The sequence below is a fragment of the Dermatophilus sp. B7861-1 genome (genome assembly GCF_058996045.1).
In genome coordinates, this window is record NZ_CM180082.1 from 1,135,529 (window position 1) to 1,159,054 (window position 23,526).

The 23,526-nt window shown below is 59.2% G+C and carries 21 protein-coding genes; 10 read left to right on the top strand and 11 right to left on the bottom strand.

Features of this window, described 5'->3' with window-relative positions:
* Positions 1–5 precede the first annotated feature (5 nt).
* Positions 6–1,229: an alanine racemase gene (alr, locus tag AC2T9U_RS05045; RefSeq protein WP_493696808.1), complete on the top strand. Its 1,224-nt coding sequence runs from the start codon at positions 6–8 to the stop codon at positions 1,227–1,229.
* Positions 1,230–1,322: 93 nt separating this feature from the next.
* Here the strand turns inward: alr and AC2T9U_RS05050 are convergent, their stop codons facing one another.
* Positions 1,323–1,817 carry a C40 family peptidase gene (locus tag AC2T9U_RS05050; protein ID WP_258553147.1) on the bottom strand — a complete coding sequence of 165 codons (495 nt, stop codon included), beginning with the start codon at positions 1,815–1,817 and terminating at the stop codon, positions 1,323–1,325.
* Positions 1,818–2,826: 1,009 nt separating this feature from the next.
* Here AC2T9U_RS05050 and AC2T9U_RS05055 point away from each other — a divergent pair.
* The 3 genes from AC2T9U_RS05055 to ulaA all read left to right on the top strand — a co-directional run bounded on the left by AC2T9U_RS05055 (position 2,827) and on the right by ulaA (position 6,085).
* Positions 2,827–3,579, top strand: coding sequence for a DUF4184 family protein (locus tag AC2T9U_RS05055; protein WP_493696809.1), 753 nt, complete (start codon positions 2,827–2,829; stop codon positions 3,577–3,579).
* A 127-nt stretch (positions 3,580–3,706) separates the two neighbouring features.
* On the top strand, positions 3,707–4,528 hold the full coding sequence (locus AC2T9U_RS05060; protein WP_493696810.1) for a PTS sugar transporter subunit IIAB: 822 nt from the start codon (positions 3,707–3,709) through the stop codon (positions 4,526–4,528).
* A 12-nt stretch (positions 4,529–4,540) separates the two neighbouring features.
* The gene (gene ulaA / locus AC2T9U_RS05065; protein ID WP_493696811.1) at positions 4,541–6,085 is read left to right on the top strand and encodes a PTS ascorbate transporter subunit IIC; all 1,545 of its coding nucleotides are present in this window, start codon (positions 4,541–4,543) and stop codon (positions 6,083–6,085) included.
* A 59-nt stretch (positions 6,086–6,144) separates the two neighbouring features.
* Here ulaA and AC2T9U_RS05070 read toward each other — a convergent pair whose 3' ends face one another.
* The 3 genes from AC2T9U_RS05070 to AC2T9U_RS05080 are packed head-to-tail and all read right to left on the bottom strand — an operon-like array spanning position 6,145 to position 7,529.
* Entirely contained in the window at positions 6,145–6,450 is a 306-nt protein-coding gene (locus tag AC2T9U_RS05070; protein ID WP_208303517.1) for a hypothetical protein, read from the bottom strand.
* Positions 6,428–6,667 (bottom strand): hypothetical protein, encoded by a 240-nt coding sequence (locus tag AC2T9U_RS05075; RefSeq protein WP_115030507.1) that lies wholly within the window; start codon positions 6,665–6,667, stop codon positions 6,428–6,430. Before AC2T9U_RS05075 ends, AC2T9U_RS05070 begins: the two co-directional genes overlap by 23 nt.
* Before the next feature lie 49 nt (positions 6,668–6,716).
* Positions 6,717–7,529 carry a potassium channel family protein gene (locus AC2T9U_RS05080; protein WP_493696812.1) on the bottom strand — a complete coding sequence of 271 codons (813 nt, stop codon included), beginning with the start codon at positions 7,527–7,529 and terminating at the stop codon, positions 6,717–6,719.
* A 70-nt stretch (positions 7,530–7,599) separates the two neighbouring features.
* Between AC2T9U_RS05080 and AC2T9U_RS05085 the strand changes: the two genes are divergently transcribed.
* The gene (locus AC2T9U_RS05085; RefSeq protein ID WP_493696813.1) at positions 7,600–8,628 is read left to right on the top strand and encodes a DUF418 domain-containing protein; all 1,029 of its coding nucleotides are present in this window, start codon (positions 7,600–7,602) and stop codon (positions 8,626–8,628) included.
* A 56-nt stretch (positions 8,629–8,684) separates the two neighbouring features.
* On the opposite strand, the gene AC2T9U_RS05090 is transcribed toward AC2T9U_RS05085, so the two are convergent.
* Together AC2T9U_RS05090 and AC2T9U_RS05095 are read right to left on the bottom strand one after the other, a co-directional pair.
* Positions 8,685–9,341: a response regulator gene (locus tag AC2T9U_RS05090; RefSeq protein WP_493696814.1), complete on the bottom strand. Its 657-nt coding sequence runs from the start codon at positions 9,339–9,341 to the stop codon at positions 8,685–8,687.
* Positions 9,338–10,594 (bottom strand): sensor histidine kinase, encoded by a 1,257-nt coding sequence (locus AC2T9U_RS05095; RefSeq protein ID WP_493696815.1) that lies wholly within the window; start codon positions 10,592–10,594, stop codon positions 9,338–9,340. The genes AC2T9U_RS05090 and AC2T9U_RS05095 overlap by 4 nt, the downstream gene beginning before the upstream one ends.
* Before the next feature lie 196 nt (positions 10,595–10,790).
* Between AC2T9U_RS05095 and AC2T9U_RS05100 the strand changes: the two genes are divergently transcribed.
* Complete coding sequence (locus AC2T9U_RS05100; protein WP_493696816.1) at positions 10,791–11,807, top strand: DUF418 domain-containing protein; 1,017 nt, start codon at positions 10,791–10,793, stop codon at positions 11,805–11,807.
* 78 nt (positions 11,808–11,885) lie between these two features.
* Positions 11,886–13,532 (top strand): alpha-keto acid decarboxylase family protein, encoded by a 1,647-nt coding sequence (locus AC2T9U_RS05105; RefSeq protein ID WP_493696817.1) that lies wholly within the window; start codon positions 11,886–11,888, stop codon positions 13,530–13,532.
* An 82-nt stretch (positions 13,533–13,614) separates the two neighbouring features.
* Here AC2T9U_RS05105 and AC2T9U_RS05110 read toward each other — a convergent pair whose 3' ends face one another.
* From AC2T9U_RS05110 to AC2T9U_RS05125, 4 genes are all read right to left on the bottom strand, one after another.
* Complete coding sequence (locus AC2T9U_RS05110; RefSeq protein WP_493696818.1) at positions 13,615–15,120, bottom strand: MFS transporter; 1,506 nt, start codon at positions 15,118–15,120, stop codon at positions 13,615–13,617.
* 784 nt (positions 15,121–15,904) lie between these two features.
* Positions 15,905–16,945 carry a PHP domain-containing protein gene (locus AC2T9U_RS05115; RefSeq protein WP_493696819.1) on the bottom strand — a complete coding sequence of 347 codons (1,041 nt, stop codon included), beginning with the start codon at positions 16,943–16,945 and terminating at the stop codon, positions 15,905–15,907.
* Positions 16,946–17,004: 59 nt separating this feature from the next.
* A complete protein-coding gene (ligD, locus tag AC2T9U_RS05120) occupies positions 17,005–18,366 on the bottom strand; it encodes a non-homologous end-joining DNA ligase (RefSeq protein WP_493696820.1) in 1,362 nt (453 codons plus the stop codon).
* A complete protein-coding gene (locus AC2T9U_RS05125; RefSeq protein ID WP_493696929.1) occupies positions 18,360–18,950 on the bottom strand; it encodes an ATP-dependent DNA ligase in 591 nt (196 codons plus the stop codon). Before AC2T9U_RS05125 ends, ligD begins: the two co-directional genes overlap by 7 nt.
* A 215-nt stretch (positions 18,951–19,165) precedes the next feature.
* Here AC2T9U_RS05125 and fumC point away from each other — a divergent pair, with 215 nt between their 5' ends.
* From fumC to AC2T9U_RS05140, 3 genes are all read left to right on the top strand, one after another.
* Entirely contained in the window at positions 19,166–20,584 is a 1,419-nt protein-coding gene (fumC, locus tag AC2T9U_RS05130) for a class II fumarate hydratase (RefSeq protein ID WP_493696821.1), read from the top strand.
* Between the two features lies 1 nt (position 20,585).
* Entirely contained in the window at positions 20,586–20,840 is a 255-nt protein-coding gene (locus tag AC2T9U_RS05135) for a DUF7218 family protein (protein WP_208303509.1), read from the top strand.
* Between the two features lie 180 nt (positions 20,841–21,020).
* Positions 21,021–22,619, top strand: a complete 1,599-nt coding sequence (locus AC2T9U_RS05140) for an ABC-F family ATP-binding cassette domain-containing protein (protein WP_493696822.1) — start codon at positions 21,021–21,023, stop codon at positions 22,617–22,619.
* Between the two features lie 64 nt (positions 22,620–22,683).
* On the opposite strand, the gene AC2T9U_RS05145 is transcribed toward AC2T9U_RS05140, so the two are convergent.
* The gene (locus tag AC2T9U_RS05145) at positions 22,684–23,514 is read right to left on the bottom strand and encodes an SURF1 family cytochrome oxidase biogenesis protein (RefSeq protein WP_341746824.1); all 831 of its coding nucleotides are present in this window, start codon (positions 23,512–23,514) and stop codon (positions 22,684–22,686) included.
* Between the last annotated feature and the right edge of the window lie 12 nt (positions 23,515–23,526).

A 23,526-nucleotide genomic window follows, 5' to 3' on the forward strand; every position in this document is an offset into this window, starting at 1 on the left:
CCGGGGTGAATACCTCGACCGAACATGCATTGTCTTTTTCTCTGTCCGACGTGGTGGAGGAGGGGCAGAGCGGCCCTTCGTGGGCTGTGGTTCGGCTAGATCGCCTCGCTTCGAACTTGCGTGCGATTCGTTCGCACGTGGGGTCGGGGCGAGGTGTTTTGTTGCCGGTGAAGGCCGATGCGTATGGTCACGGCGCGGTGGCGGTGTCGCGTTTCGTTCAGGAACGCAAGCTGGTGGATTGGCTTGGGGTGGCGACGGTCGCGGAAGGGTTGGAGCTGCGCAAGGCTGGTGTGGAGCTACCGATTCTCAAAATGTCTCCGGCGCTTCATGGCGAGCTTGAGGTGGGGTTGCGAGCAGGGGTGGTGTTGTCAGTTCAGTCAGCTGCAGAGGCGGATGCTGTCCAGGCAGCGGTGGCGGCGTTGCGGCAGGCTGGGCAGCAGCCGTATTGGGATGGTCCGGTGCCGGTGCAGTTGAAAATCGATACGGGGATGCGTCGGGTGGGGGTGGAGTTTACGCATGCGGGGCTGTTGGCTGCGCATGTTGCTGCGAGGTGTCCTGATCTTCGGGTGCAGGGTGTGTTCACGCATTTCGCTGTTGCAGATGATCCAGACCCTGGGTGTGTGGCGTTTACTGAGGAACAGATCGTGCGGTTTGGTGAGGCTGTTCCGCAGGTTGCGGAGGCGTTGGGGTATTTCCCTGAGCTGGTGCATGCAGCGAATTCCGGAGGTGTGCTGGCGTATCCGCAGTCTTGGGGGTCTATGGTGCGGCCGGGAATTTTGGCGTATGGGTATTACCCGGATGCCAGGACAGTGCGTTCGGTGCAGGTGGAGCCGGTATTGCAGTGGCGTGCACCTATTTCTGTGGTGAAGACTGTGGCAGCGGGGGAGACGGTCTCGTATGGGCGGACGTGGACGACACCAAGAGAAACAGTGATTGCAACTGTTCCGGTCGGGTACGCCGATGGGTACCGGCGGGGGCTGTCGAATGTGGCGCGTGCGTGTGTGGCTGGGCGGCCGGTGCCGGTGGTTGGGCGTGTGTGTATGGATCAGTTGTTGCTTGATCTGGGGCAAGGTGCGGTTGAGTCGATGGGTACTGAGGTGGTGTTGCTGGGTGGTGCAGGTGATGGATGTTTTGGCGCTGATGATATGGCGCAGGCGCTGGGGACAATTTCGTATGAAGTTCTTACCGGGATTGGTCGGCGGGTTCAGCGCACGTATGTGGGGGAGTAGTTTCGTGAGTTTTTAATGCGGTAGGTGCAGCTCAGGAGCGCACCGGTTGTATCGGTGCGCTCCTGAGCTGTCGGTAGGGCAGTGTTGCTGTTATCAGCGGACGCGGCCGTACGAGGGAGACCCGTACACGTTGACTAGTTTGACGTTCTGGCCGGTGCGGGGGGCGTGCCACATTTTTCCGTTACCGGCGTAGATGCCGACGTGGTACTTCTGGGAGCTGCCGTAGAAGACGAGGTCGCCGGGGCGTGCGGTGCTGCGGGCGATGCGCTTGGTGGCCCGGTACTGGTCTTGGGCGGTGCGGGGCATCTTTTTACCCACGCGGGCGTAGGTCCACTGGACGAGGCCTGAGCAGTCAAATGCGCGGGGGCCAGCGGCTCCGTAGCGGTAGGGGGTGCCACGCTTGGTGGCAGCGACGTTGACGGCCTGGGCGCCCATGCGGGCGGAGAATCCAGCGGCTTTGACGCGGCTGGGAACTGGAGTTGCTGCGGAAGCTTGCGACGACGCGGTCGTGGCGGCTACACCGCCAGAAAGTCCGAGGGCTAGAAGTCCGGAGATGGCAATTCGCGCAGGGGCAAAATTCTTGTTCATTTTCGTGGTGTTTTCCAGGAGGCGCTTACGAAGCATGACCTGTCGGGTTCGGGATATCACTGGTTCCCGGTGATCGTGTTTACCGATCACTTCACCCCTAGGACTTCTCTAGGAAGTCCACAAGATTGGGTGCTCCGCTCCTACCACCAACACATTTCTGTGTAGGTACTGCCGGGGAATGGTGGTAGGACTCAGCGTCATTCTCCGGCGGCCGCCTCAGGGGTGGCGGCCAGAAAGAAAGCTAGACCATGCCCGGATTGAAACCAATCCGTTATCTGTCGATGCGTGTCGATTGTGATGCTGGTCACATCGTTACGAGATCGTGACCTGCCTGTTTCCGTTTTGCAGCTTGTGTAACAGGGTTGCGCAAAAACTTTCACACAATCGATTTCCCGCTACCGCAGTCGTTTTTTAGCGCTGTTTATGTCAACTGTGAAGGGGCTGGGAAAAGGCTGACTGTCGCGTGCTATCTGTCAGAGCTGTGGAGCTCACCTGCGGATATGTGAATAGTTATCCACCTATAGACATATAGACACTCTTTATCTGTAATGCGATGAGCTGCAGCTGCGTTCCTGGCTAGGTGGGCGGTAGCTGAGAACATCCCTGTCCCTTACATGAGACGGCCCTTGACGTTGTGGGTCACCAATCAATGACGCCAAACCGTGACCCACCGTGCCGAGAGGAACCCAAACTCCTCAATCGCAACAAAACATCGCTACGCGCAGAAATGAGCCCTTTTCCGTGCCCGCTAGCAGCGAACACAAACCCCTTCCGTGAATTCATTAATACGCCCTAGCTCACAAGGGAGGGAAAGCGCAGCGCATGAACATAAAACTCGCCAAAAGAAGTACGGAAAAAGTATCTAAGTAGCCACAGCAGATAAAAGCAGGCATGTGTACATCCCTCACGCAAAACCAAGCCCACCAATCATTTTCAATAAACTCTCACGCCACCCAACCTTCAGGCGCCCCAACAACAACCACACCACAACGCCTTTTACCCTGCGGCTATGCCAGTAACCTTCGCTCACCCCGCCGCCGTACTGCCACTGCTACGCACCCCTATCCCCTTCGCTGCCCTGAGTATCGGCGCAATGATTCCCGACACCCCCCTCTTTATGCCCTGGATACCCATCACATACGACGCCACCCACACACTCACCGGCATTCTCACCTTTGACCTCATCGTAGCCAGTGCGCTCTGGTACGCCTGGTGGAACCTCATACGCCACCCCCTGCTCGATGCAGCCCCCGCCCCGCTACGAAGGCGAATCACCCTCACTCAACAACGCCCACCTTTACCCCTAGTCGCCCTGGGGGCAGCCATCGGTGCGGCCACCCATGTCATCTGGGGCGAATTCACACACGCCGGCCGATGGGGAGCGACAACAATTCCTCTCCTTGCCACCACTCACGCTGGACTCCCTGGGTATAAATGGGCCCAATACATCAGCGGTATTGGTGGTCTCACGGCCCTGGCCATCACTGCCGTTGTCCTCACACTGCGCGCACCCGCCAGTCCCGCCACACCCCGCCGCCACCCACGTACGGCACTACTCGTACTCACTCTTCCTCTACTAGCTGCAGCCACCGCAACAACCCTAACTGCCCTCCCCGTCCTTGCCGCCGGAGGTGAACTGCGCGACTTGCTCTATGGTGCCATCACACGCTCAGCCCTCGCCGCAACAATCGCCCTTATTGCCGCCTCAGCCGCATGGCACCTCGCCGTCAAGAAAAACCGCCACGCCACCACCGTGCCTTAACAGCACCGATCGGAGACCTGAGCCACATATGTTCCTCTTCTCACATAAACCCCCACCAGTATTCGCACCCCAACAGCCCGATTCGTAGGCTGAAACCGCAAATCCCTCACCGGATGGAGACCCCCTCATGTCACGCTTGAAAGAACTCCTCCCCATCGAAGCGGTCAACGTCAATATCACCGCACCTGACTGGCGCGCCGCCATAAGTGAAGCTGGCGCACTCCTCAGTGCCACCGGCACAGCAGACCCGGCCTATACCGACGCCATGATCGCCACCGTCGACACTCACGGCCCCTACATCGTCATCGCACCCGGCTTCGCATTCGCCCATGCCCGCCCAGATAGCAGCGTCCATCACACCGGCATGTCGGCCATCCGCCTCACCCACCCCGTCGAATTCGGCAACCCCGATAACGACCCCGTCACCCTCATCGTCGCCCTGGCCGCCACCGACAGCGACGCCCACCAGCAAGCCCTCGCAGAACTGGCCGGACTCCTATCCGACCCGGCCCGCCGCGCAGCAATCGACGCAGCAACAACCACCACCGAACTACACGCCGCACTCACCACAGACCCCACCAGTCAGCCAGCTACAGCAACCCCATCCACCCCCGTCACCACCAAGACCGAAACCCCAACCACACATGAAAACGCCATCCCCAGCAAAGGATTCATCCTCACCGTCTGCGGAAACGGCCTCGGAACCAGCCTGTTTCTCAAAAACACACTCGAAAGCGTCCTCACCACCTGGGGATGGGACAAATACATACGCGTAGAAGCAACCGACACCATCTCCGCCCGAGGCCGAGCCAAAGAAGCCGACGTACTCCTCACCTCAGGAGCCATCGCCGCAGCACTCGGCGAAGTAGGAGTACCCGTCGTCGTCATTGACGACTTCACCTCAGCCCCCCAAATCGACGCCGCCCTGCGCCACGTCTACGCAGTCTGAACGGGAACAGACATGAACATCATCGCCGCCACAGCACAATTCATCGTCAACGAAATCCTCGCCGTCCCGGCATTCCTCATCGGCATCATCACCGCCGTAGGACTCATCGCGATGAAAAAGTCCACAGGGCAAATCATCGCCGGCGCCCTCAAAGCCACTCTCGGATTCCTCCTCATCGGCGCCGGAGCTAACCTCGTCGTTAACTCCCTAGAACCCCTCGGCATCATGATCCAAGGCGCACTCGGCGCCCACGGAGTAGTCCCCACCAACGAAGCAATCGTCGGCATCGCACAGAAAAAATTCGGCGCCCACGTCTCCTGGATCATGATCCTCGGATTCGTCGTAGCGCTCCTGCTGGCACGCCTGACACCTCTGCGCTACGTATTCCTCACCGGACACCACCTGCTCTTCATGTCGACACTCATCACCGTCGTCATGATGTCCTCAGGAATCCCCGCCCCCATCGTCGTCGCCCTCGGCGCAACCCTCCTGGGCGTCCTCATGGTCTCCCTCCCCGCCCTCGCACACCCCTGGACCCGCAAAATCACCGGCGATGACTCAGTAGCAATCGGACACTTCGGCACCCTGGGCTACATCGCCTCTGGCGCAGTAGGCCGCGCAGTCAACGGCTCAGGAAAAAGCCCTTCCACCGAAGATGTCAAAGTCCCAGAATCACTCCGATTCCTCCGCGACTCCATGGTCGCCACCGCGCTATCCATGGTGATCATGTACCTCGTCGTCGCCGTAGCCTTCCTGCTGCGCACCGGCGAAAAAACTGCCTTCACCGCCTTCGAAGGCGGCGCAACCAACGTCGGCAACTACCTCATGCACTCAGTCACCCAAGGCCTACAATTCGGTATTTCCGTCGCAGTCATCCTCTTCGGCGTGCGTACCATCCTGGGAGAACTCATCCCCGCCTTCCAAGGCATCGCAGATAAAGTCGTCCCCGGAGCAATCCCTGCACTCGACTGCCCAATCGTCTTCCCCTACGCCCAAAACGCCGTCCTCATCGGCTTCATTGCGAGCTTCACCGGAGGACTCCTCGTGCTCCTATCCCTAGGACTGTGGTTCGGCCCCACCTTCGGCCTAGCACTCATCCTTCCCGGCCTCGTACCCCACTTCTTCACTGGCGGCGCAGCAGGCGTATACGGAAACGCAACCGGCGGACGCCGAGGCGCAGTCGCCGGCGCATTCGTCAACGGACTGCTCATCACCTTTCTGCCCGCCCTGCTCATGAAAGTACTCGGTGACCTTGGCACCGCGAACACCACATTCGGCGACACCGACTTCGGCTGGTTCGGCCTCATCATCGGCTACAGCTCCCGCCCAGGCACCGCCAGTGGAATCATCGTCGCCGCGCTCCTAGCGCTGGCGCTACTCACTGCAGCAATCATCGTGCAGCGCAAACTTGTCGACACCCACTGGGACCCCGCCCCAGCCCGAGGAAACACCCCACAAACTGCCACCCCATCAGCAGCCAGCGGCCCCACCGTCATCAGCTACCCGAAAGTACTCCCTCCCGAAGGTGCCCCTACACCACCACCAGCAATCCAGTAAAAAAGAACAAAAGGTAGGGGCCTGACTCAACACGAGTCAGGCCCCTACCTTTTCACCCATCATGAGTGCTGAGAACCGAAATAAAAACCAGTAATCGATCCCACCACCGACACGACAACCGGCACCACCAAAGCCGATACATCTTTAATCTCAGCCCACGAACGCCACCCAAAAATCACCGCAACCATCGGCAGTACGGTCACGACGATAAATAAACACAACGCAACCCCGACGATCCATGACCGTTTGCGTTCCCGGCTTCTTTCCACCGGGCCTAAGGAGGGGCCTTCACTGACCGAGTCGTTCTGGGGTGGATATTCCTCTACCGGAAGTTCAGCCTCTTCACCCAACGAACTGAACCTCACGGATAGCGCCATCGGCTTCACGCACCAAAATCGCCCCACCCTTCTTCAAAGCATCTTGAAGAAACGCCTGCGTGGCCAAAGCCTGTCGGATCGCGTCATTGGGGTTCAGTCCCTGTGTCTGCGCAATCATGTCCAGGTTTTTGGAGTCACGGTCGCGCAGGTTCGCAGTAATACGGCGAACAGTGTTTCCCTTGCGAGCGACGTTAAGCGATTCCATTCTGACCCTCCTCACAAACGCATCATTTTGATGCGAATATGTGTCGATCTTACGCGTCAGTGCGCGACTGCGACAATACCGATGAACAAACCTCCCCAGCAGCAGGCCCCGCATCCTTCTGCTGCTCAATCATCTCCGTCAACCTCTCCACCTGCGCCGTCAACTCAGTAACTCGCGCCGTCAACTCAGCAACTGCCACCGACTCTGCCGAGACCGCACCCTCATCAGGAACCGCCAACCGGTCCGTCAACCACGACGCCAACGACGCAGTTACCGAACCCAACAACGCAATACCGCCAATCATCATGCCTGCGGCAATCAAACGCCCATGCATAGTGACCGGGTACGCATCCCCATACCCAACCGTCGTCATCGTCGCCAAAGCCCACCACACCGCATCCCCATACGTATCAATATGTGCACCTGGTGTACCCCGCTCGGCATCCAACATCGCCAACGCCCCAACAAACGCTAAAAACAACGCCCCACCCACGATGTACACCACAACCCGCCCCCGCAGCATGGCTGCAGATGTGCGATGCACCACCACCAGCACCGTTAACAACCGCAACAACCGCAATGGGCGCAGCATCGGCAGTAAAACCACTAACAACTCAATCGGACTGTGTAACAAAAACCGATAACGCTGCCGCGATAAACACAACCGCACCCCGTAGTCCAGAGCAAACAATCCCCACGTCACATCCATTACCACCGCGGAAATCTCATGCCACTGTCGCGAGATCCCCGGATCTAAAATTGGCCACGCAAACGCAACCAAAAACAGCAGCGCCACCCCCGTCATCCAGGGCCCCGTCAATCTCTCCCAAGCACGCCGCCGCGACTCCGCGCTGCAATCCATACACGGATTATCATCAAGTGCCCACAGGGCTGAACCCGCCCACGCCACTGCGGCTTTTACGGTTGACCCTATGACCTCACCGGCCAGCCATCGCTACCCCTTCCTAGACACCCTCCGGGGATTCGCCATCGCGGGCATTCTCGTAGCCAACATCCCCGATATCACCTCCCTCTGGCAAGACGTAGACGCCCCCATCAACCTCGAGCCCGAAAACATAGTCCCCGCATTTCACACAATCATCACCGGCCGATTCATCCCCATCTTCATGTTCCTCTTCGGCATGTCTCTAGTATTCATCGCCGACTCCGCGACCCGTCGCGGCCGGTCTCCAAAAGTTGTGCTCGGCAGACGCCTCACTGCCATGCTGCTCTTTGGGGTGGTCCACCAAATCCTCTACTCAGGAGAAGTGCTCTTCCTCTACGCCTTAGGAGGACTGCTCGTTCTACCACTGGTACTCCTTGCTAAAAAGCAGGTACTACTCATACTCGGGCTCATCGCAGCAATCGCAGCTTTCGCTGCCGGTGGGGGAGTACCCGCCATCCCCGGAGTGGTCCTCCTCGGTGCCGCCGCTGCCCGATACGGCATACCAGCCCGGCTAGAACACGCAGACCGCCGCATCGCAATTCTGGCTGCGGTGTCCACCCTCGCTTCAGCCACCGCGCTCTACTGGCAATGGCAAACCCCCGAAGACCCACGCACGACCGCAGCCGGTGCCATCGCTGGCGCCATCATGGCAGTGCTATACGTCCTCACCCTGGCGCTACTGTGGCAAACCCCCCTGCGCCGACTACTACGCGGCATGTTCGAACCACTCGGCCGCGCCGCCTTCACCTGCTACCTCACCGCCACACCCATAGTCCTCGTCGCAACACACCTACTCGGATACGCAAAAATCACAGACCTACGGATCGTGTTCGCTATGGCCCTGGTGATCCTCCTGGCCCAGCATTGCCTCATCCGCGCCTGGTTCTCTCACTTCCCCTACGGCCCCCTTGAGTGGATATGGCGCCGCATCACCTGGTGGGGGCCAACCCCGCGCGCCACTGCTACACCGCACCCTCACCCCGAAAACCCAACAAACACCACCCACACCGCATAACCACCACCCCAGCATCCATCACCCAACAACAACGCCCTTTATCCCCTCACCTCCCATCAATTCCCCGCCCGAACCAAACCCGCCTCATACGCAAGAATCACTATGTGCACCCGATCACGCGCCCCCAATTTGGCTAATATCCGATTGATATGCGTCTTCACCGTTGATTCAGCAAGAAATAACACCTGCGCAATCTGCTGATTCGACAACCCCTGAGCAATCAAACGCATCACCTCCACCTCCCGCTCACTCAAGCTCCCCACCAACGCCTTCGGCGCCACCGACCCCAACGGCAACACCCGCTCAAGCAAACGCCGCGTTGCTGCCGGGGCAACCACCGCATCTCCAGCCAGCACCGCACGAACAGCAGCGAGCAACTCCGAGGCACCCGCATTCTTCACCAGAAACCCGGAAGCCCCCGCATTCAACGCATCAACAACATATTCATCCACATCAAACGTCGTAAGAATCAGCACCCGCACCCCCGGAACCTGGGCAACAATCCGACGCGTCGCCTCAATCCCATCCAACCGAGGCATCCGCACATCCATCAACACCACATCAGGACGCAACGAGGCAGCAAGCTCCACAGCTTGCTGCCCATCAACAGCCTCACCCACCACCTCAAGATCCCGCTGCGGAGCCAACACCAACCCAAACCCCGTACGCACCATGGCTTGATCATCAGCCAGAAGAATCCGTCCACGCTTCATGCGCCCTCCTTCGACACCTGAGGTACATGCCTAGGCGCAAAAACCGCCTCCACAACAAAACCGCCCCCCTCCCTCGGGCCATGCCGCAACTGCCCACCAACAGCCTCAACACGCTCACGCATCCCCACTAACCCCCGCCCCGAACCGGACCGTCCAGAAACAACAGGCCCATCATTCACAACCCGAACCACCACCTCACCTTGGGCGCCCCCAAGCCACACCCGGATCGCCCCACCCGAATGTCGCACCGCATTCGTTAATGACTCCTGCACCACCCGATACAACGCTGCCCCCATAGCAGCATCCACGCCCTCACCTAACTCCAGCTCAGAGGCATACTCCACCACACGGCCAGTCCCGCGAACCTGATTCACCAAATCAACAATGTCAGCAACTCCGTGCAACGGACGCCGCTGACAATCCACCTCATCAACAGCCATATCGCGCACCAACGCCCGGGTCTCACCTAACGCTGCCGAGGCCTGAACCCGAATCGCCTCCAACACCCCACTAGCCTGCCGCAGCCGCTCATCCACAGAAAGCTCAATCTCATCAGCACAAGCAACATACCGACCCCCATCTGCCTGCACCGCAATCAGCGTAAGCGCATGACCGACAATGTCATGAACCTCACGGGAGATCTGAGTGCGTTCAGCAAGAACTGCCTCACGCACCTCATGAGCACGCTCAGCCTCCGCCGCGTCAGCCCGCACCACCCGCAACACCCCAGCAACCCGCATCAACCGCCCCGACCCCCACGACAGCAACGCCGAAGTCGACAACAGCGCCGCCATCAGCTGCATATCCTTTACCAGCAGCTCCGGCGACACCCACGGCACCTCATCGCGAGTCCAATCAAACGTTGCTACCACACACCCAGCGAGCACAACCGCAAGCCACCCCAAAGCCCCACGCCGACCGCCATACCGAGCAACCGAATAAAGCCCCACCAGCAACGTCACATCAGCATCAACGAAAGTATCGGTGAACACCACCTGCAACAAACCCGAGATCGTAAGAACGCACATCACCAGATTCGGATGCGACCGCCGCCACCATAGCGGCAGCCACATCGCCACCGCCCATGCCGCCCCTATGGTTGAACGGTATTCGAGCACAATAGAAGTCACTACCGGCACCGCAAGAAGCAGCATCGCAATAACATCGAACTGTCGATGGCTAACCCTGCGGCGGACAGAAAATAAACAATCACGCCATCCCTGGCCGCCGACAACAGACTCCTCTGCCCGCATGCGCTCCCCCTTCCAAAGACAAAGACAAAGGGCCGGACTTTCCCTGATCACCCTAGGGGCAGACAGGCCGCTACCTGCGCAAGAGAAGGCGATGTTCCACCCACGGGTGGAACATCGCCACCGGACTGTCCCCCTCCAGGTGGGACAGCTACAAGGTGCCTGCCAATCTTTTCTGCCTGCTCATATCGTCGATGACATGTCCACACCAATCACCCACCGATATCCATTTCTCGACACCCTCCGAGGGTTCGCCATCGCAGGAATCCTGTTCGTCAACATTCCCGACGTTGCGCACTTGGGCGAACGCATCGATGCCTTCCCTACACCCGAAGGCCTGCTCCAAACGTTCTACATGACCATCAGCGGACGATTCGTACCGATCTTCATGTTCCTCTTCGGCATGTCCCTGGCATTCATTGCCGACTCTGCAACCCGCCGCGGGCGCTCACCGTGGATCGTGCTCGGCAGGCGCCTTGGAGCACTCCTACTTATCGGGCTGGCTCACCAACTCATCTACCCAGGAGAAATCCTGACTTTCTACGCCGTAGCAGGCCTAGTAGTGGCACCACTAGTTCTGCTCCTTAACAGATACGTACTCCTGGCAGCCGGACTAACCTTAACTATCACCGCTGTCGCGCTCACCGGAAGCGGTCCTGCAACTATGCCCGGAGCCTTCCTCCTCGGCGCTGCCGCCGCCCGCAACAACTGGCCAGCCCGGCTAGAACATGCAAACCGCCGCATCGCAATTCTAGCTGCGGTGTCCGCCCTCGCTTCAGTTGCCGCGCTCTACTGGCAATGGCACAACCCTGGTGACCCGCGTTTCACCACCGCAGGCGGCGTCGCTGGCGCCATCATGGCAGTGCTATACATCCTCACCCTGGCGCTACTGTGGCAAACCCCCCTGCGCCGACTACTACGCGGCATGTTCGAACCACTCGGCCGCGCCGCCTTCACCTGCTACCTCACCGCCACACCCATGATGCTAGCCGCCGGCCACATGCTCGATCTTCCGCGAAGCACGAACCTATGGCTTGTCATCGCTGTAGCCATCGCAATCCTCGTAACGCAGTACTGCCTGCTCCGAGTGTGGTTTCTGCGATTCTCTTACGGCCCCCTTGAGTGGATATGGCGCCGCATCACCTGGTGGGGGCCAACTCCACAGGCAAGCCACGTACACCAAACAGAGTCTAGAAAATTGGTAAGCGACAACTAAATTGCTTAGATGGGGCCAATGAAGCGCCGGGTGTCCCCCTCCACCGGCAGCCTCCCACCAATCAGCAAAGAAGGCTCCATGAACCCCACCTACACCATTGGCGACTACCTCCTAGACCGCCTAGCCGAACTCGGCATCACCGACCTCTTCGGCGTACCCGGCGACTACAACCTCCGCTTCCTCGACCACGTACTCGCACACAACCACATCCGCTGGGTCGGCTCCGGAAACGAACTCAACGCCGGATACGCCGCCGACGGATACGCCCGCATCCGCGGCGCCGGCGCACTCCTGACCACCTACGGCGTCGGTGAACTCTCCGCCGCCAACGCCCTCGCCGGCTCCTACGCCGAATCAGTACCAGTCATCCACATCGTCGGAGCCCCCCGCAAAGAAATCCAAGCAGCACACCAAAAACTCCACCACTCACTCGGAACCGGAGACTTCCAACACTTCCTCCGCATGGCCAACGAAATCAGCTGCGCCACCGCCAACCTCGAAGCCCCCAGCGCAACATGGGAAATCGACCATGTACTGCGCACCGCCATCTTCGAGAAAAAACCCGGATTCCTCCTCCTTGCCGCAGACGTAGCAGCAACCCCCACCGAACCCCCAACAGCCCCCCTCAAACTCATCACCCAAGCCTCAACCACAGCAGCAGAAAACGCATTCGACAAAGCAGCACGAGCCTTCCTCACCGACAAGAAAACAGCAGTACTAGCCGACATCGCCGTCCAACGCCTCGGCGCCACCGAAGCCCTCAATAACCTCCTCGCCGCCACCGGACTACCTGTAGCCACTCTGAGCTGGGGAAAAACACTCGTAGACGAATCCGCACCCAACTTCGCTGGTATCTACGTCGGCTCCGCTTCCGAAGAACCAGTACGCTCCACCATTGAAGACGCCCAAGCCCTCATCACCATCGGCGTCGACTTCACCGACAACACCACCGCAGGATTCAGCGGAAACATCGACACATCAAGACAACTCGAAATACGACGATCAATAAGCCGCATAGGGCAAGAACTCTTCACACCCCTATCCATGGAACGCGCCATCGGCATCCTCACCAACGTGCTTACCGACATCCAACCGCAAGGCATGCCCCTAGAACGCCCAAGCGAATCGATCACCGCCGAACCTACCGACGACCCCCTCACCCAAGACACACTCTGGACACTCGTCGCCAATTCACTCACCGAAGGAAACATCGTCCTGGCCGACCAAGGCACCAGCTTCTTCGGCATGTCCGGAATGCGACTACCCCAAGGAGTCACATTCATCGGACAACCCATGTGGGGATCCATCGGCTACACACTGCCAGCCATGCTCGGCGCCGGACTCGCCAACCGTAACCGCCGACCAGTACTCCTGATTGGAGACGGCGCCGCCCAACTCACCATCCAAGAACTCGGACAAATTATCCGCGAACACGTACCCGCCGTGATTGTCCTCGTCAACAACAACGGATACACAGTCGAACGGATGATCCACGGCAAAACAGCCGCCTACAACGACATCCCCGCATGGAGATGGACCCACGCACTGCAATTCTTCGGCGCCGGCCCAAAGCACTCCATGACCATCACCGCACGCACCGGCATTCAGATGCAGCAAGCACTAGAAAAAGCAGCAGCCAACCCCAACTCACTCGTACTCATCGAAGCCATCACAGACACCCAAGACGCCCCACAGCTACTACACAAAATCGCAGCAGCCCTTTAAAAACGCACAGGGTGGGGGATACAGACATCTGTATCCCCCACCCTGTGCGTTCCCAGAACACAACCCGATCAGGGAAGCGGTCTTACGCAGCTGCTGCCTGGCCATCCTCCACACTGGCCACTGCGGCAACCCGCAAAGCCGCTACAAAACCACACAACAAAAACGCGGCCGAGACAGCAATAGACCATCCCGCAGCCGTCGAAAATGTCTGCGGATCAGCCCCAAAACCACGATTGCCCAACCCAACAGCAAGCATGGACCCCGCCAGCGCTGTTCCTAGCGCCGACCCAACCTGCCGCACCGTGCTCTGCACCGCCGACCCAGTACCAGAACGCGCAGTCGGCACATCCAGCAGCACCGTAGAAGTCAACTGCGCAGAAGCAAACCCCAAACCAACGCCATAAACCACCAGCGTCGCCGCAATCAACCACGCCGACGTCTGTGGACCAAGAATCAGCGCAGTTGTAGCGGATCCCACCACCTCAAGCCCCAACCCAAGCAACACAACCTTCGGAGCCCCCAAGCGCGCTGCGACGTGACGCGCCTGGGCCCCAGCTGCAAAAGCACCAAGCGCCATCGCAGCCAACACCAAACCTGAGGTAAGAACCGACTCGTGTAACACCATTACTAGATACAGCGGAAGCACAAACACCAAAGCGAACTCACCCACCGCAACCGCCGCCGCCGCAACATTGCCCCACCGGAAACTAGGAATCGCGAACAAAGAAAGATCGATAATCCCCGTGCGACCAGCACGAGCACGCCCGCGCTCCACGACATAAAAAACACCCAGTAAAAGAACACCCACACCGATCGCCACCGGCGCTGCCGAAACCGGTGCCGTAGCAGGCCACGACAGATCACCAATCTGCAGAGCACTCTTAGGAGACCACCAACCCAAATTTTGCGACTCAATCAGCCCGAACACAATCAACCCGAACCCCAAAGCGCTGGACAGTCCACCAAAAAAATCAGCCCCACCTGTACCAGGCTCCCCGCGCGTCTCTGGAACACAGCGCACCCCAGCCATAATGATCGCCGCCCCGATGGGGATATTCACGAAGAAAATCCACCGCCACGACACATACTCAGTCAAAACACCACCCAGCAACGGCCCAATCGCAGCCATCCCAGACATCACAGCCCCCCACACCCCGAACGCAGCCGCCCGCTCCCGCCCACGAAAAAGGGCATTCACCGTGGACAAGGTGGTAGGCAAAATCATGGCGCCACCGACGCCTTGTACAGCACGAGAAGCAATAAGCGCCCCGGAAGTGCTAGCGAACCCAGCAGTCACGCTGCTCACCGTGAAAAGTGCGATACCAGCAAGGAAAAGCCTGCGCCGCCCATAGGCGTCACCCAACCGCCCAAAAGACAACAAGAGCGCAGCGAAAACAACGGCGTACAAACTGTTGACCCACTGCGCCTCAGTGAGATCGAGGCGCAGGCTAGTGATGATCTGAGGCAGAGCGACACCAACGATGGTCCCATCAAGCACAATCATCGACAGGCCAGCTGCCAACACACCCAACGCCGCCCAGCGGTGATCGCGGGGCTCAGATGAGGCTAGTGGGGGAGTAGGTGACATCCGAGAACTCCTGAAAACGAGGCAATGGCCCGGCGAGTAGTCGGGTCACGGTGGCGATATGTCTTCTTTGAGGTTAGAGACAGGGTGTCGCTAAAACAATTCATCAGGCACACTGATTAAACACATCAACCACCACCCCCTCACCACGCGGCACCATCCCCAGGAGGAGTCATGCCACGCATCACTGCCTCAACCATGCGCGAACACCGCGCACACATCCGCACCACCCTCATCGACACAGCCGAACACATCATGCGCACCGACGGCCCTCAAGCCCTCACCGCCGGAGCCGTCACCTCAGCAGCAGGAATCGCCCGCAACAGCATCTACCGCTACGTCGACTCCGTCGACGACCTGCGCACACTCGTACTCGAACGTCACCTGCCTAGCTGGCTCAACGCCGTCAACGAAGCAGTCACTTGTGCTCACACCCCCGCTGAACAGATCGATGCCTGGTGCCGCAGCAACCTCGAACAAGCCGCCCTCACCGGTCACGGCTGGCTCATGAACATCACCAAAAACACACCCCTCACCGACAGAACACGTCAGGCCGTAACCCATGCCCACCGCAACACCCAAGACATGCTCTTGGCCGCATGGCAACACCTCACTGCAGACGACACCCAGGCACAGATTGGCGCCGAACTTACCCGGAGCATGGTGGATGCAGGGTTTCACCTCCTCGACCGCGGCATACCAGCCGATCAAGTCATTGACGCCACTCTCAACGCCGTCAACCGCCTCCACTGCAGCTGGCAGCCCAATGGGCAGCACACAAAAACAGTCAATTTCGCCTTAGCCACGCCAGCAACTGATCCACATTCCACGTCGTCACAATTCGCTCGGCAGGGACCCCTAGCCGCTGCGCCCGTTCACAGCCATAAGCCAAAAAATCCAACTGACCAGGCGCATGAGCATCAGTGTTAATCGAGAACAAACACCCCATATCAAGAGCCATCGCGATCAGCTCATCAGGAGGGTCCTGCCGTTCAAGGCGACTATTAATTTCAACAGCCACCCCATGGTCAACACAGGCAGAAAACACAGCTTCGGCGTCAAAAACACTTGGCGGGCGCTGCCCCCGCCCACCAGCCACGAGCCGCCCCGTGCAGTGACCAAGAATGCTCGTTCGCGGATTTCTCACGGCCTTCACCATTCGCTGCGTCATCGAATCAGCATTCATGCGCAACTTGGAATGAACCGAGGCGACAACCACATCGACCTGATCGAGAAGCTCAGGATCTTGATCAAGATCTCCATCATCTAAGATGTCGACCTCAATCCCCGCCAGTAGCCGAAAATCATCACGCGGCAAGGCCTGGCTAATCGCCGCAACCACATCGAGCTGTTCACGCAGCCGCTGCTCGGAAAGACCATGCGCAATCCGCAGATTGCGCGAATGATCAGTAAGAGCGATGTATTCACGACCAAGCTCTATCGCTGTCGCGGCCATTTCCTCGATAGGGGCCCCACCATCGGACCAATTCGAATGACAATGCAGGTCACCGCGCATAGCTGCCAGAAGATCTTCGCCACCTTCAATGAGTGGCCCAGTGGCAGTTTCCTCTAGGCTCGTGAGATATGCAGGACGCCGACCAGCCAAACAGTCCGCGATGACAGCTGCTGTGCTTTTCCCGATAGTAGGCAGCTCAGTAAGTGTCCCTGCCGCAGTACGGGCACGGATTTCCTCCTCAGGTGTACGCAAAATCGTTGTTGCTGCGCGGCGGAAAGCTTCAACCCGGTGAGTCTGACTGCGCGAGCGCTCCAGCAGGAACGCAATTCGACGCAAGGCGTCGATAGGTTTGAGTGAATCGGCAGCAGACATGCTGCTCAGCCTAAAAGTGCTGTTGCCTTGACACAGGGGTACCTGCGGTTATCTGCGTGTCAGGTCGACATATGCACAGGGGCAAAAAGATCGCCGAGTTTCTCCAGCCGATCAAGCACTTCGCGCGGGCCGAGTTGAGTCAGCGTATGCGCCGGTGTACCGGTAGCGGCGGCCTCTACTTCATCCCAGGTACGCGGCGCAGCGACCGTGACATGGCGATGTTTACCACGCGGCGAATAAGGACAAATCGTGGTTTTAGAGCGTGTGTTTTGGCTCCAGTCGAGCAAGACCTTGCCTGGTCGTTTCGCCTTCCTCATCGTCGCAACCACCATCTCAGAGTGGCTCTGCTCAAGAGCTTTCGCTAACTGTTGAGCGCGAGAACGAGTGGCGTCACGATCATCAGGGTCACCGGCAACAGGGGCATACAACTGGATGCCTTTGCTACCGCTGGTTACCGGGACGATAATTTCCGCCCCCTGCTCCAGCAGGGCATCACGCACGATAAGTGCAACGCGCGCGCATTCAGTAAGCCCTGCAGGTTCCCCAGGATCAAGGTCAATAACTAGACGATCCGGGGCACACGGCGCGCCCTGGCTGTCGATGCGCCACTGCGGCACATGCAGTTCGAGTGCAGCGAGATTTCCCAGCCACATCAGTGTCGACAAGTCATCAACCAGAGGATATGTGACCTGGGAAGATTCGCGGCGCGAACCGGGGGAGTGGAGGATGACGGTCCGCACCCACTCAGGAGTATTCTTCGGGGCGTTTTTCTCGAAAAACGATGGACCCTGTACCCCATGCGGCCAACGCACCCTGGTGACTGGACGGGCTGCCAACGCAGGCAGAAGCGCAGCCGAAACCTCCACCAGGTAGCTGATGATCTCGGATTTAGTGGTGCCTGAATCGGGGTAGAGAACCTTCTCAAGGTTGGTCAACGGAACACGGCGGCCCTCGATATCTGCGTTCACGGCCTGAGACTGCTGCGGCAAAGACTCGGCTTCTTTGCTTGCGTCAGTGAGTGTCACGGTGGCCTCAGAAGTTGCTGATCTGGTGGTTTCAGTGACCAGATCGGTAGGGGTCAGGTCAGGACGCAACCCCTGGAATGAAGGTTGACGTAGCCGGTAGCCCGGTTTTGGAATACCGCCCAGCGCGCGAACATCGATAACAAGACGAGGATGAACCCAGTGCACCCCCGCAGCATCTGCATCGGGAAGGTCCGCAGCGAAGGGGGATTCTTTCGCGGCATGCTCGCGCAGCAAAGGCACCAGCGTTTCCTGTACCGAACCAGCCACGCCGCTACCGACACGGCCAAGGAAACATAGCCGGGTAGCTTCACCAGCTGAGCTTTCTGGTAGGCCAACAAGGAAAGAACCCACCCGGTTTTCTGAGCCAGTTTCAGACCGCCAACCGCCGATCACCATCGAATGTGTGGGCCGGTGGGGCAATTTACGCCATGCTTTGCTGCGTTTACCGGGGGAGTAGGGGCATCGATACGTTTGCTGATGATTCCCTCTAGCCCCTGCTCCTGGGTTGCTTCTAGGAGGGCTTCACCATCAGGAAAAGTGGGTGTCACTGTGATGCGGTCGCTGTTCCAGGTGAGTGTCTCCAACAGCTGGCGCCGCACCGTCCACGGCTCGTCTGTGAGGTCGCAACCGTTGAACCGGAGCAGATCAAAGACCATGAAAGTGACTGGTGCGGTGGCCGCCAAGCGCTGAGCAGTGTCTGCTCTCCTTACGAAGATGCGGTTTTGTAGTTTCTTGAACGACGGGCTGCCTGCCTCATCGAAAAGCACAACTTCACCATCGAGGAGCACATCTGCTGGCGTGCTCTGCCCAGTTAAAGCAGTCACGATTTCAGGGAACCGGGTGCTGGCATCCGTTTCGTTACGTGTGCGAAGACAGGCGTGGCTGTGATGAACGTCTGCCAGGACGCGCATGCCATCCCACTTCACTTCGTGGACCCAATCAGCGCTCGTAGGGACACCGGTAGTGGAGGTTGCCAGCATTGGTTTCACTCTTCGATAGTGGCCCTTTGGCGTGAGTTTGATTGCCATTCACGCCATGTGACGTATCCATTCGAGTGCGGGAGCGGCGCGAAGAGCGTAGATGCTGGGTGAGGTCACACTCTGTAAAGTCAGCGAAGAAAGGAGACTCGCCAAATGTGCTGGCACTCACCGGAACTGCTCTCCCGCTAGGGAATCTTGCCACCTAGAGTGACTGTATGAACACTCGACACGAAACCGACAGCATGGGGACCGTCGAGGTTCCTGCCGACCACTACTGGGGAGCCCAAACACAACGCAGCATCAACAACTTCCCCATCGGCCGCGACACCTTCATCTGGGGACGGTCAATGATCCGCGCCCTAGGCCACCTCAAACTCGCAGCCGCCCGCGCCAACCGCGAACTCGGCGAACTAGCCGCCCTGGACAACACTGCCCTCGACGCACTCGAACAAGCCGCCCGCGAAGTCATCGACGGCCACCTCGACAACGACTTCCCCCTCGTTGTTTTTCAAACAGGCAGCGGCACCCAATCCAACATGAACGCCAACGAAGTAATCTCCAACCGCGCCATCGATATCCTCGGCGGTCACATGGGCACAAAAACCCCCATCCACCCCAACGACCACGTCAACCGCGGCCAAAGCAGCAACGACACCTTCCCCACGGCCATGCATATCGCCGTTGTCCTAGACCTGCACGAATTCCTCTACCAACAGGCCAGCAACCTACGCGACACCCTCGCCACCAAAAGCGAAGAATTCACCGACGTCGTCAAAGTCGGACGCACCCACCTGCAAGACGCCACCCCCATCACACTCGGTCAAGAAATCAGCGGCTGGGTAGCCCAACTCGACCTGGCCCTCGCCAATATCCACCACGCCGAAAACGACATCCTCGACCTGGCCATCGGCGGCACAGCCGTGGGCACCGGCCTGAACGCACACCCACAATTCGGCGAACTCGCCGCAACAAAAATCGCTGAACAAACCGGACACCCATTCCGCCAATCCAGCAACTTATTCGCCTCCCTATCCGCCCACGACGCCCTCGTAGCCCTCAGCTCCGCCCTACGGGGCCTGGCCATGGCCTTGATGAAAATCGCCAACGACGTCCGCTGGCTCGCCTCCGGACCCCGCAACGGCATCGGTGAGATACGCATCCCCGAAAACGAACCCGGCAGCTCGATCATGCCCGGCAAAGTCAACCCCACCCAATGCGAAGCCATAACCATGGTCGCCACCCGCGTCTTCGGTAACGATGCCACCGTCGGATTCGCTGGAAGCCAAGGAAACTTCCAACTCAACGTCTACAAACCCGTCATGGCACACGCCGTACTCGAAAGCATCCGCCTCCTCGGCGATGCATGCGCAGCATTCACCGACCACTGCGCCACCGGAATCGAACCCAACCATGAACGCATCGCCGCAGCCCTAGAGCTCAACCTCATGCAAGTAACCGCCCTCAACCCCCACATCGGCTACGACAAAGCAGCCAGCATCGCCAAAAAAGCCCACAAAGAAGGAACCACCCTCAAAGCCGCAGCCCTTAACCTCGGCTACCTCACCGCAGAAGAATTCGACGCCTGGGTTGTTCCCATCGACATGACCCACCCCCGCGAGGCGAGAAAAAACTGACATGGCCGACTCAATCAAAGACCCCGACCTCTACGAAAAACTCCGCGAAGAAGGCAACAGCAAAAGCAAAGCCGCCGCTATCGCCAACGCAGCAGCAGCCTCCTCTCGCGAAAAAATTGGCAGCAAAGGCGGAAAATCAGGCTCCTACGACGACTGGACTGTGGCAGAACTACGCAAACGAGCCACCGAACTCAATATCCGCGGACGCTCAACAATGAACAAAAACGACCTCATCAACGCACTGCGAAACCACTAACCCGCGGGCATCACCTCGCCACAAACAAACACCTGAGGACAAAGCCAGGGGTGGCGCCGCAGCGCCGCGGGCCCCCTGCACACATACCTGACCAACACCCAGCCACCCCGTAGACCTAGACTGGGCGGTGGCGCACGCACGCCTGGCCCCAACCCCGTTTCCTCAGGAGTTACCACACCCATGCTCACCGCCTCCGACATCGAACTGCGCGCAGGCGCTCAACTACTGCTACGCGGCGCAACCTTCCGCGTCGCAGCCGGAGACCGCATCGGGCTGGTAGGGCGCAACGGCGCAGGAAAAACCACACTCATGAAAACCCTCGCCGGATGGCGTAGCCCAGACAACGGCCGCATCTCAGGCGCAGCAGACTTCGGATACCTACCCCAAGACCCCCGCGACGGCGACCTGGAAGAAATCGCCCGCGCCCGCATCCTGTCCGCCCGCGGCCTCGGCGACCTCGCACAACGCATGCGCGAAACCGAAGGGCAAATGGCATCAGCGGTCCCCGAAACCGCCGAAGCAGCCATGGAACGCTACCCCAAACTCCAAGCACGCTTCGAAGACGCAGGCGGATACGCCGCCGAATCCGAAGCCGCTGCCATCGCCTCCGCCCTTGGTCTGAGCGAAAAAGAACTCACCCGGCCTGTCGGTACCCTCTCCGGCGGACAACGCCGACGAGTCGAACTCTCCCGAATCCTCTTCTCTCAAGCCCACACCCTGCTTCTCGACGAACCCACCAACCACCTCGACGCCGACTCGATCGTGTGGCTACGCGAATACCTACGCAACTACGCAGGCGGCCTCATCGTCATCTCCCACGACGTTGAACTCCTCGACGCCGTCGTCAACAAGGTCTACTACCTCGACGCCAACCGACAAGTTCTCGACCAGTACAACGTCGGCTGGAAAACCTACCTCCAGCAACGCGAAACAGACGAAAAACGACGACGCCGCGAGCGCCAAAACGCCGAGAAGAAAGCCGCCGCACTCAACGCTCAAGCTGAAAAAATGCGCGCCAAAGCAACCAAAGCAGTCGCTGCCCAGCAAATGCTCAAACGCGCCGAAAAAATCGTGTCATCACTTGAAGAAGTGCAAGTACACGACAAAGTGGCCAAACTCCGCTTCCCTGACCCAGTGCACTGCGGAAAAACACCGCTGCGCGCAAGCGGGCTCTCCAGGGCCTACGGCTCCCAAGAAGTATTCACCGATGTCGACCTCGCCATCGATAAAGGAAGCCGCGTTGTTGTCCTTGGGCTCAACGGTGCCGGTAAAACCACCCTGCTGAAAATCCTCTCCGGCAAAGACACCCCCGACACCGGGCAAGTCGAACCCGGCTACGGGCTACGCCTGGGCTACTACGCACAGGAACATGAAAACCTCGACGGCGAGGCCACCGTTTTGCAAAACATGGTCGCCTCCGCTCCTGACCTCACCGAAACAGAATGCCGAAAAATCCTCGGCTCCTTCCTTTTCTCCGGCGAAGCCGTCGACAAACCCGCCGGAGTGCTCTCCGGTGGTGAAAAAACACGCCTCTCACTGGCCACCCTTGTCGTCTCTGGAGCCAACGTGCTCCTGCTAGACGAACCCACCAACAACCTCGACCCAGCCAGCCGCGAAGAAATCCTCGCCGCCCTGAGCAACTACAAAGGCGCAGTCGTTCTCGTCAGCCACGACGCTGGCGCAGTCGAAGCCCTCAACCCCGAACGCGTACTCCTCCTACCGGATGGAGTCGAAGACTTCTGGGGTCCGGACTACAAAGACCTCATCGAACTGGCCTAACAACCCCACCCGCTCGCTTCACTACACACCACCGAACAGTGAAGCGAGCGCCAAAAACCAGGCTCTAGGCGTCCTCCTCATCCCAAATACGCGTTTTCTTCGGTTTAGGGGCCTTCGGGGTGAGCTGACCAGACAAAATCAACTCATCCCGCACCTCCCGCCGCACATAGACAAACACAATGACAAACCCTGCCAACGACCCCACCCACCACTGCAACGCATACGCAAAATGGGGCCCCAACCCCGTCTGCGGCGGCAACAACGGGTCAGGGCGCGCCGGAGACACCCCAGAACCATCCTGCTCACGTTCCAACACCACGTAAGCCCCCCGCAGCGGCAGCCCACTTTCCCGACGCATCCGCTCCACATCAATCGAACCTAACTGCCCCGCGGGAGTGTTCTCGTTAAACGCAGGTTCCCCCGGGCGCACCCAGCCAGACACACTCACCGGCCCCGACGGTGGCGCCGGAACCGAGGGCAACACATCCGCGCGCTCTCCATTAGCCACCCACCCACGATCTACCATCACCGCAGTGCCATCCTCTAAACGCAACGGCACCAAAACCTCATACCCATATGAACGATCCTGCGGACGATTACGCACCATGAAACGCGCACCAGGAACGTACTCACCCCGCATCTGCACATGACGCCACTCCTGGTCCTTACCCACCGCACCACCTGGATGCGCCGTTGTCGCAGGAACCACCTGCGACAACGGCCTCACCGGAGCTGAATAAAACGACTCCACCCGCTCCCGATTAGCCAGCTTGTCCTCATACCTACCCCACTGCCACTGCCCTAAAAACTGACACAACACAAAAAACGCCAACGCCACCGCAGTAGCCCCCAGCCACCGCGGCGTCAGCCACCTCATCACAACCGCACGTCCCACCCGCAGCACGTT

Excerpts from the sequence above, each read along its gene's own strand:
- AC2T9U_RS05140 (WP_493696822.1), top strand. The coding sequence starts at position 21,021 with ATGCTCACCGCCTCCGACATCGAACTGCGCGCAGGCGCTCAACTACTG.
- AC2T9U_RS05085 (WP_493696813.1), top strand. The coding sequence starts at position 7,600 with ATGACCTCACCGGCCAGCCATCGCTACCCCTTCCTAGACACCCTCCGG.
- AC2T9U_RS05055 (WP_493696809.1), top strand. The coding sequence starts at position 2,827 with ATGCCAGTAACCTTCGCTCACCCCGCCGCCGTACTGCCACTGCTACGC.
- AC2T9U_RS05090 (WP_493696814.1), bottom strand. The coding sequence starts at position 9,341 with ATGAAGCGTGGACGGATTCTTCTGGCTGATGATCAAGCCATGGTGCGT.
- ligD (WP_493696820.1), bottom strand. The coding sequence starts at position 18,366 with ATGGTGATCGGCGGTTGGCGGTCTGAAACTGGCTCAGAAAACCGGGTG.
- fumC (WP_493696821.1), top strand. The coding sequence starts at position 19,166 with ATGAACACTCGACACGAAACCGACAGCATGGGGACCGTCGAGGTTCCT.
- AC2T9U_RS05110 (WP_493696818.1), bottom strand. The coding sequence starts at position 15,120 with ATGTCACCTACTCCCCCACTAGCCTCATCTGAGCCCCGCGATCACCGC.
- AC2T9U_RS05115 (WP_493696819.1), bottom strand. The coding sequence starts at position 16,945 with ATGTCTGCTGCCGATTCACTCAAACCTATCGACGCCTTGCGTCGAATT.
- AC2T9U_RS05100 (WP_493696816.1), top strand. The coding sequence starts at position 10,791 with ATGTCCACACCAATCACCCACCGATATCCATTTCTCGACACCCTCCGA.
- ulaA (WP_493696811.1), top strand. The coding sequence starts at position 4,541 with ATGAACATCATCGCCGCCACAGCACAATTCATCGTCAACGAAATCCTC.
- AC2T9U_RS05105 (WP_493696817.1), top strand. The coding sequence starts at position 11,886 with ATGAACCCCACCTACACCATTGGCGACTACCTCCTAGACCGCCTAGCC.
- AC2T9U_RS05135 (WP_208303509.1), top strand. The coding sequence starts at position 20,586 with ATGGCCGACTCAATCAAAGACCCCGACCTCTACGAAAAACTCCGCGAA.
- AC2T9U_RS05075 (WP_115030507.1), bottom strand. The coding sequence starts at position 6,667 with ATGGAATCGCTTAACGTCGCTCGCAAGGGAAACACTGTTCGCCGTATT.
- AC2T9U_RS05060 (WP_493696810.1), top strand. The coding sequence starts at position 3,707 with ATGTCACGCTTGAAAGAACTCCTCCCCATCGAAGCGGTCAACGTCAAT.
- AC2T9U_RS05080 (WP_493696812.1), bottom strand. The coding sequence starts at position 7,529 with ATGGATTGCAGCGCGGAGTCGCGGCGGCGTGCTTGGGAGAGATTGACG.
- AC2T9U_RS05095 (WP_493696815.1), bottom strand. The coding sequence starts at position 10,594 with ATGCGGGCAGAGGAGTCTGTTGTCGGCGGCCAGGGATGGCGTGATTGT.
- AC2T9U_RS05125 (WP_493696929.1), bottom strand. The coding sequence starts at position 18,950 with ATGCTGGCAACCTCCACTACCGGTGTCCCTACGAGCGCTGATTGGGTC.
- AC2T9U_RS05050 (WP_258553147.1), bottom strand. The coding sequence starts at position 1,817 with ATGAACAAGAATTTTGCCCCTGCGCGAATTGCCATCTCCGGACTTCTA.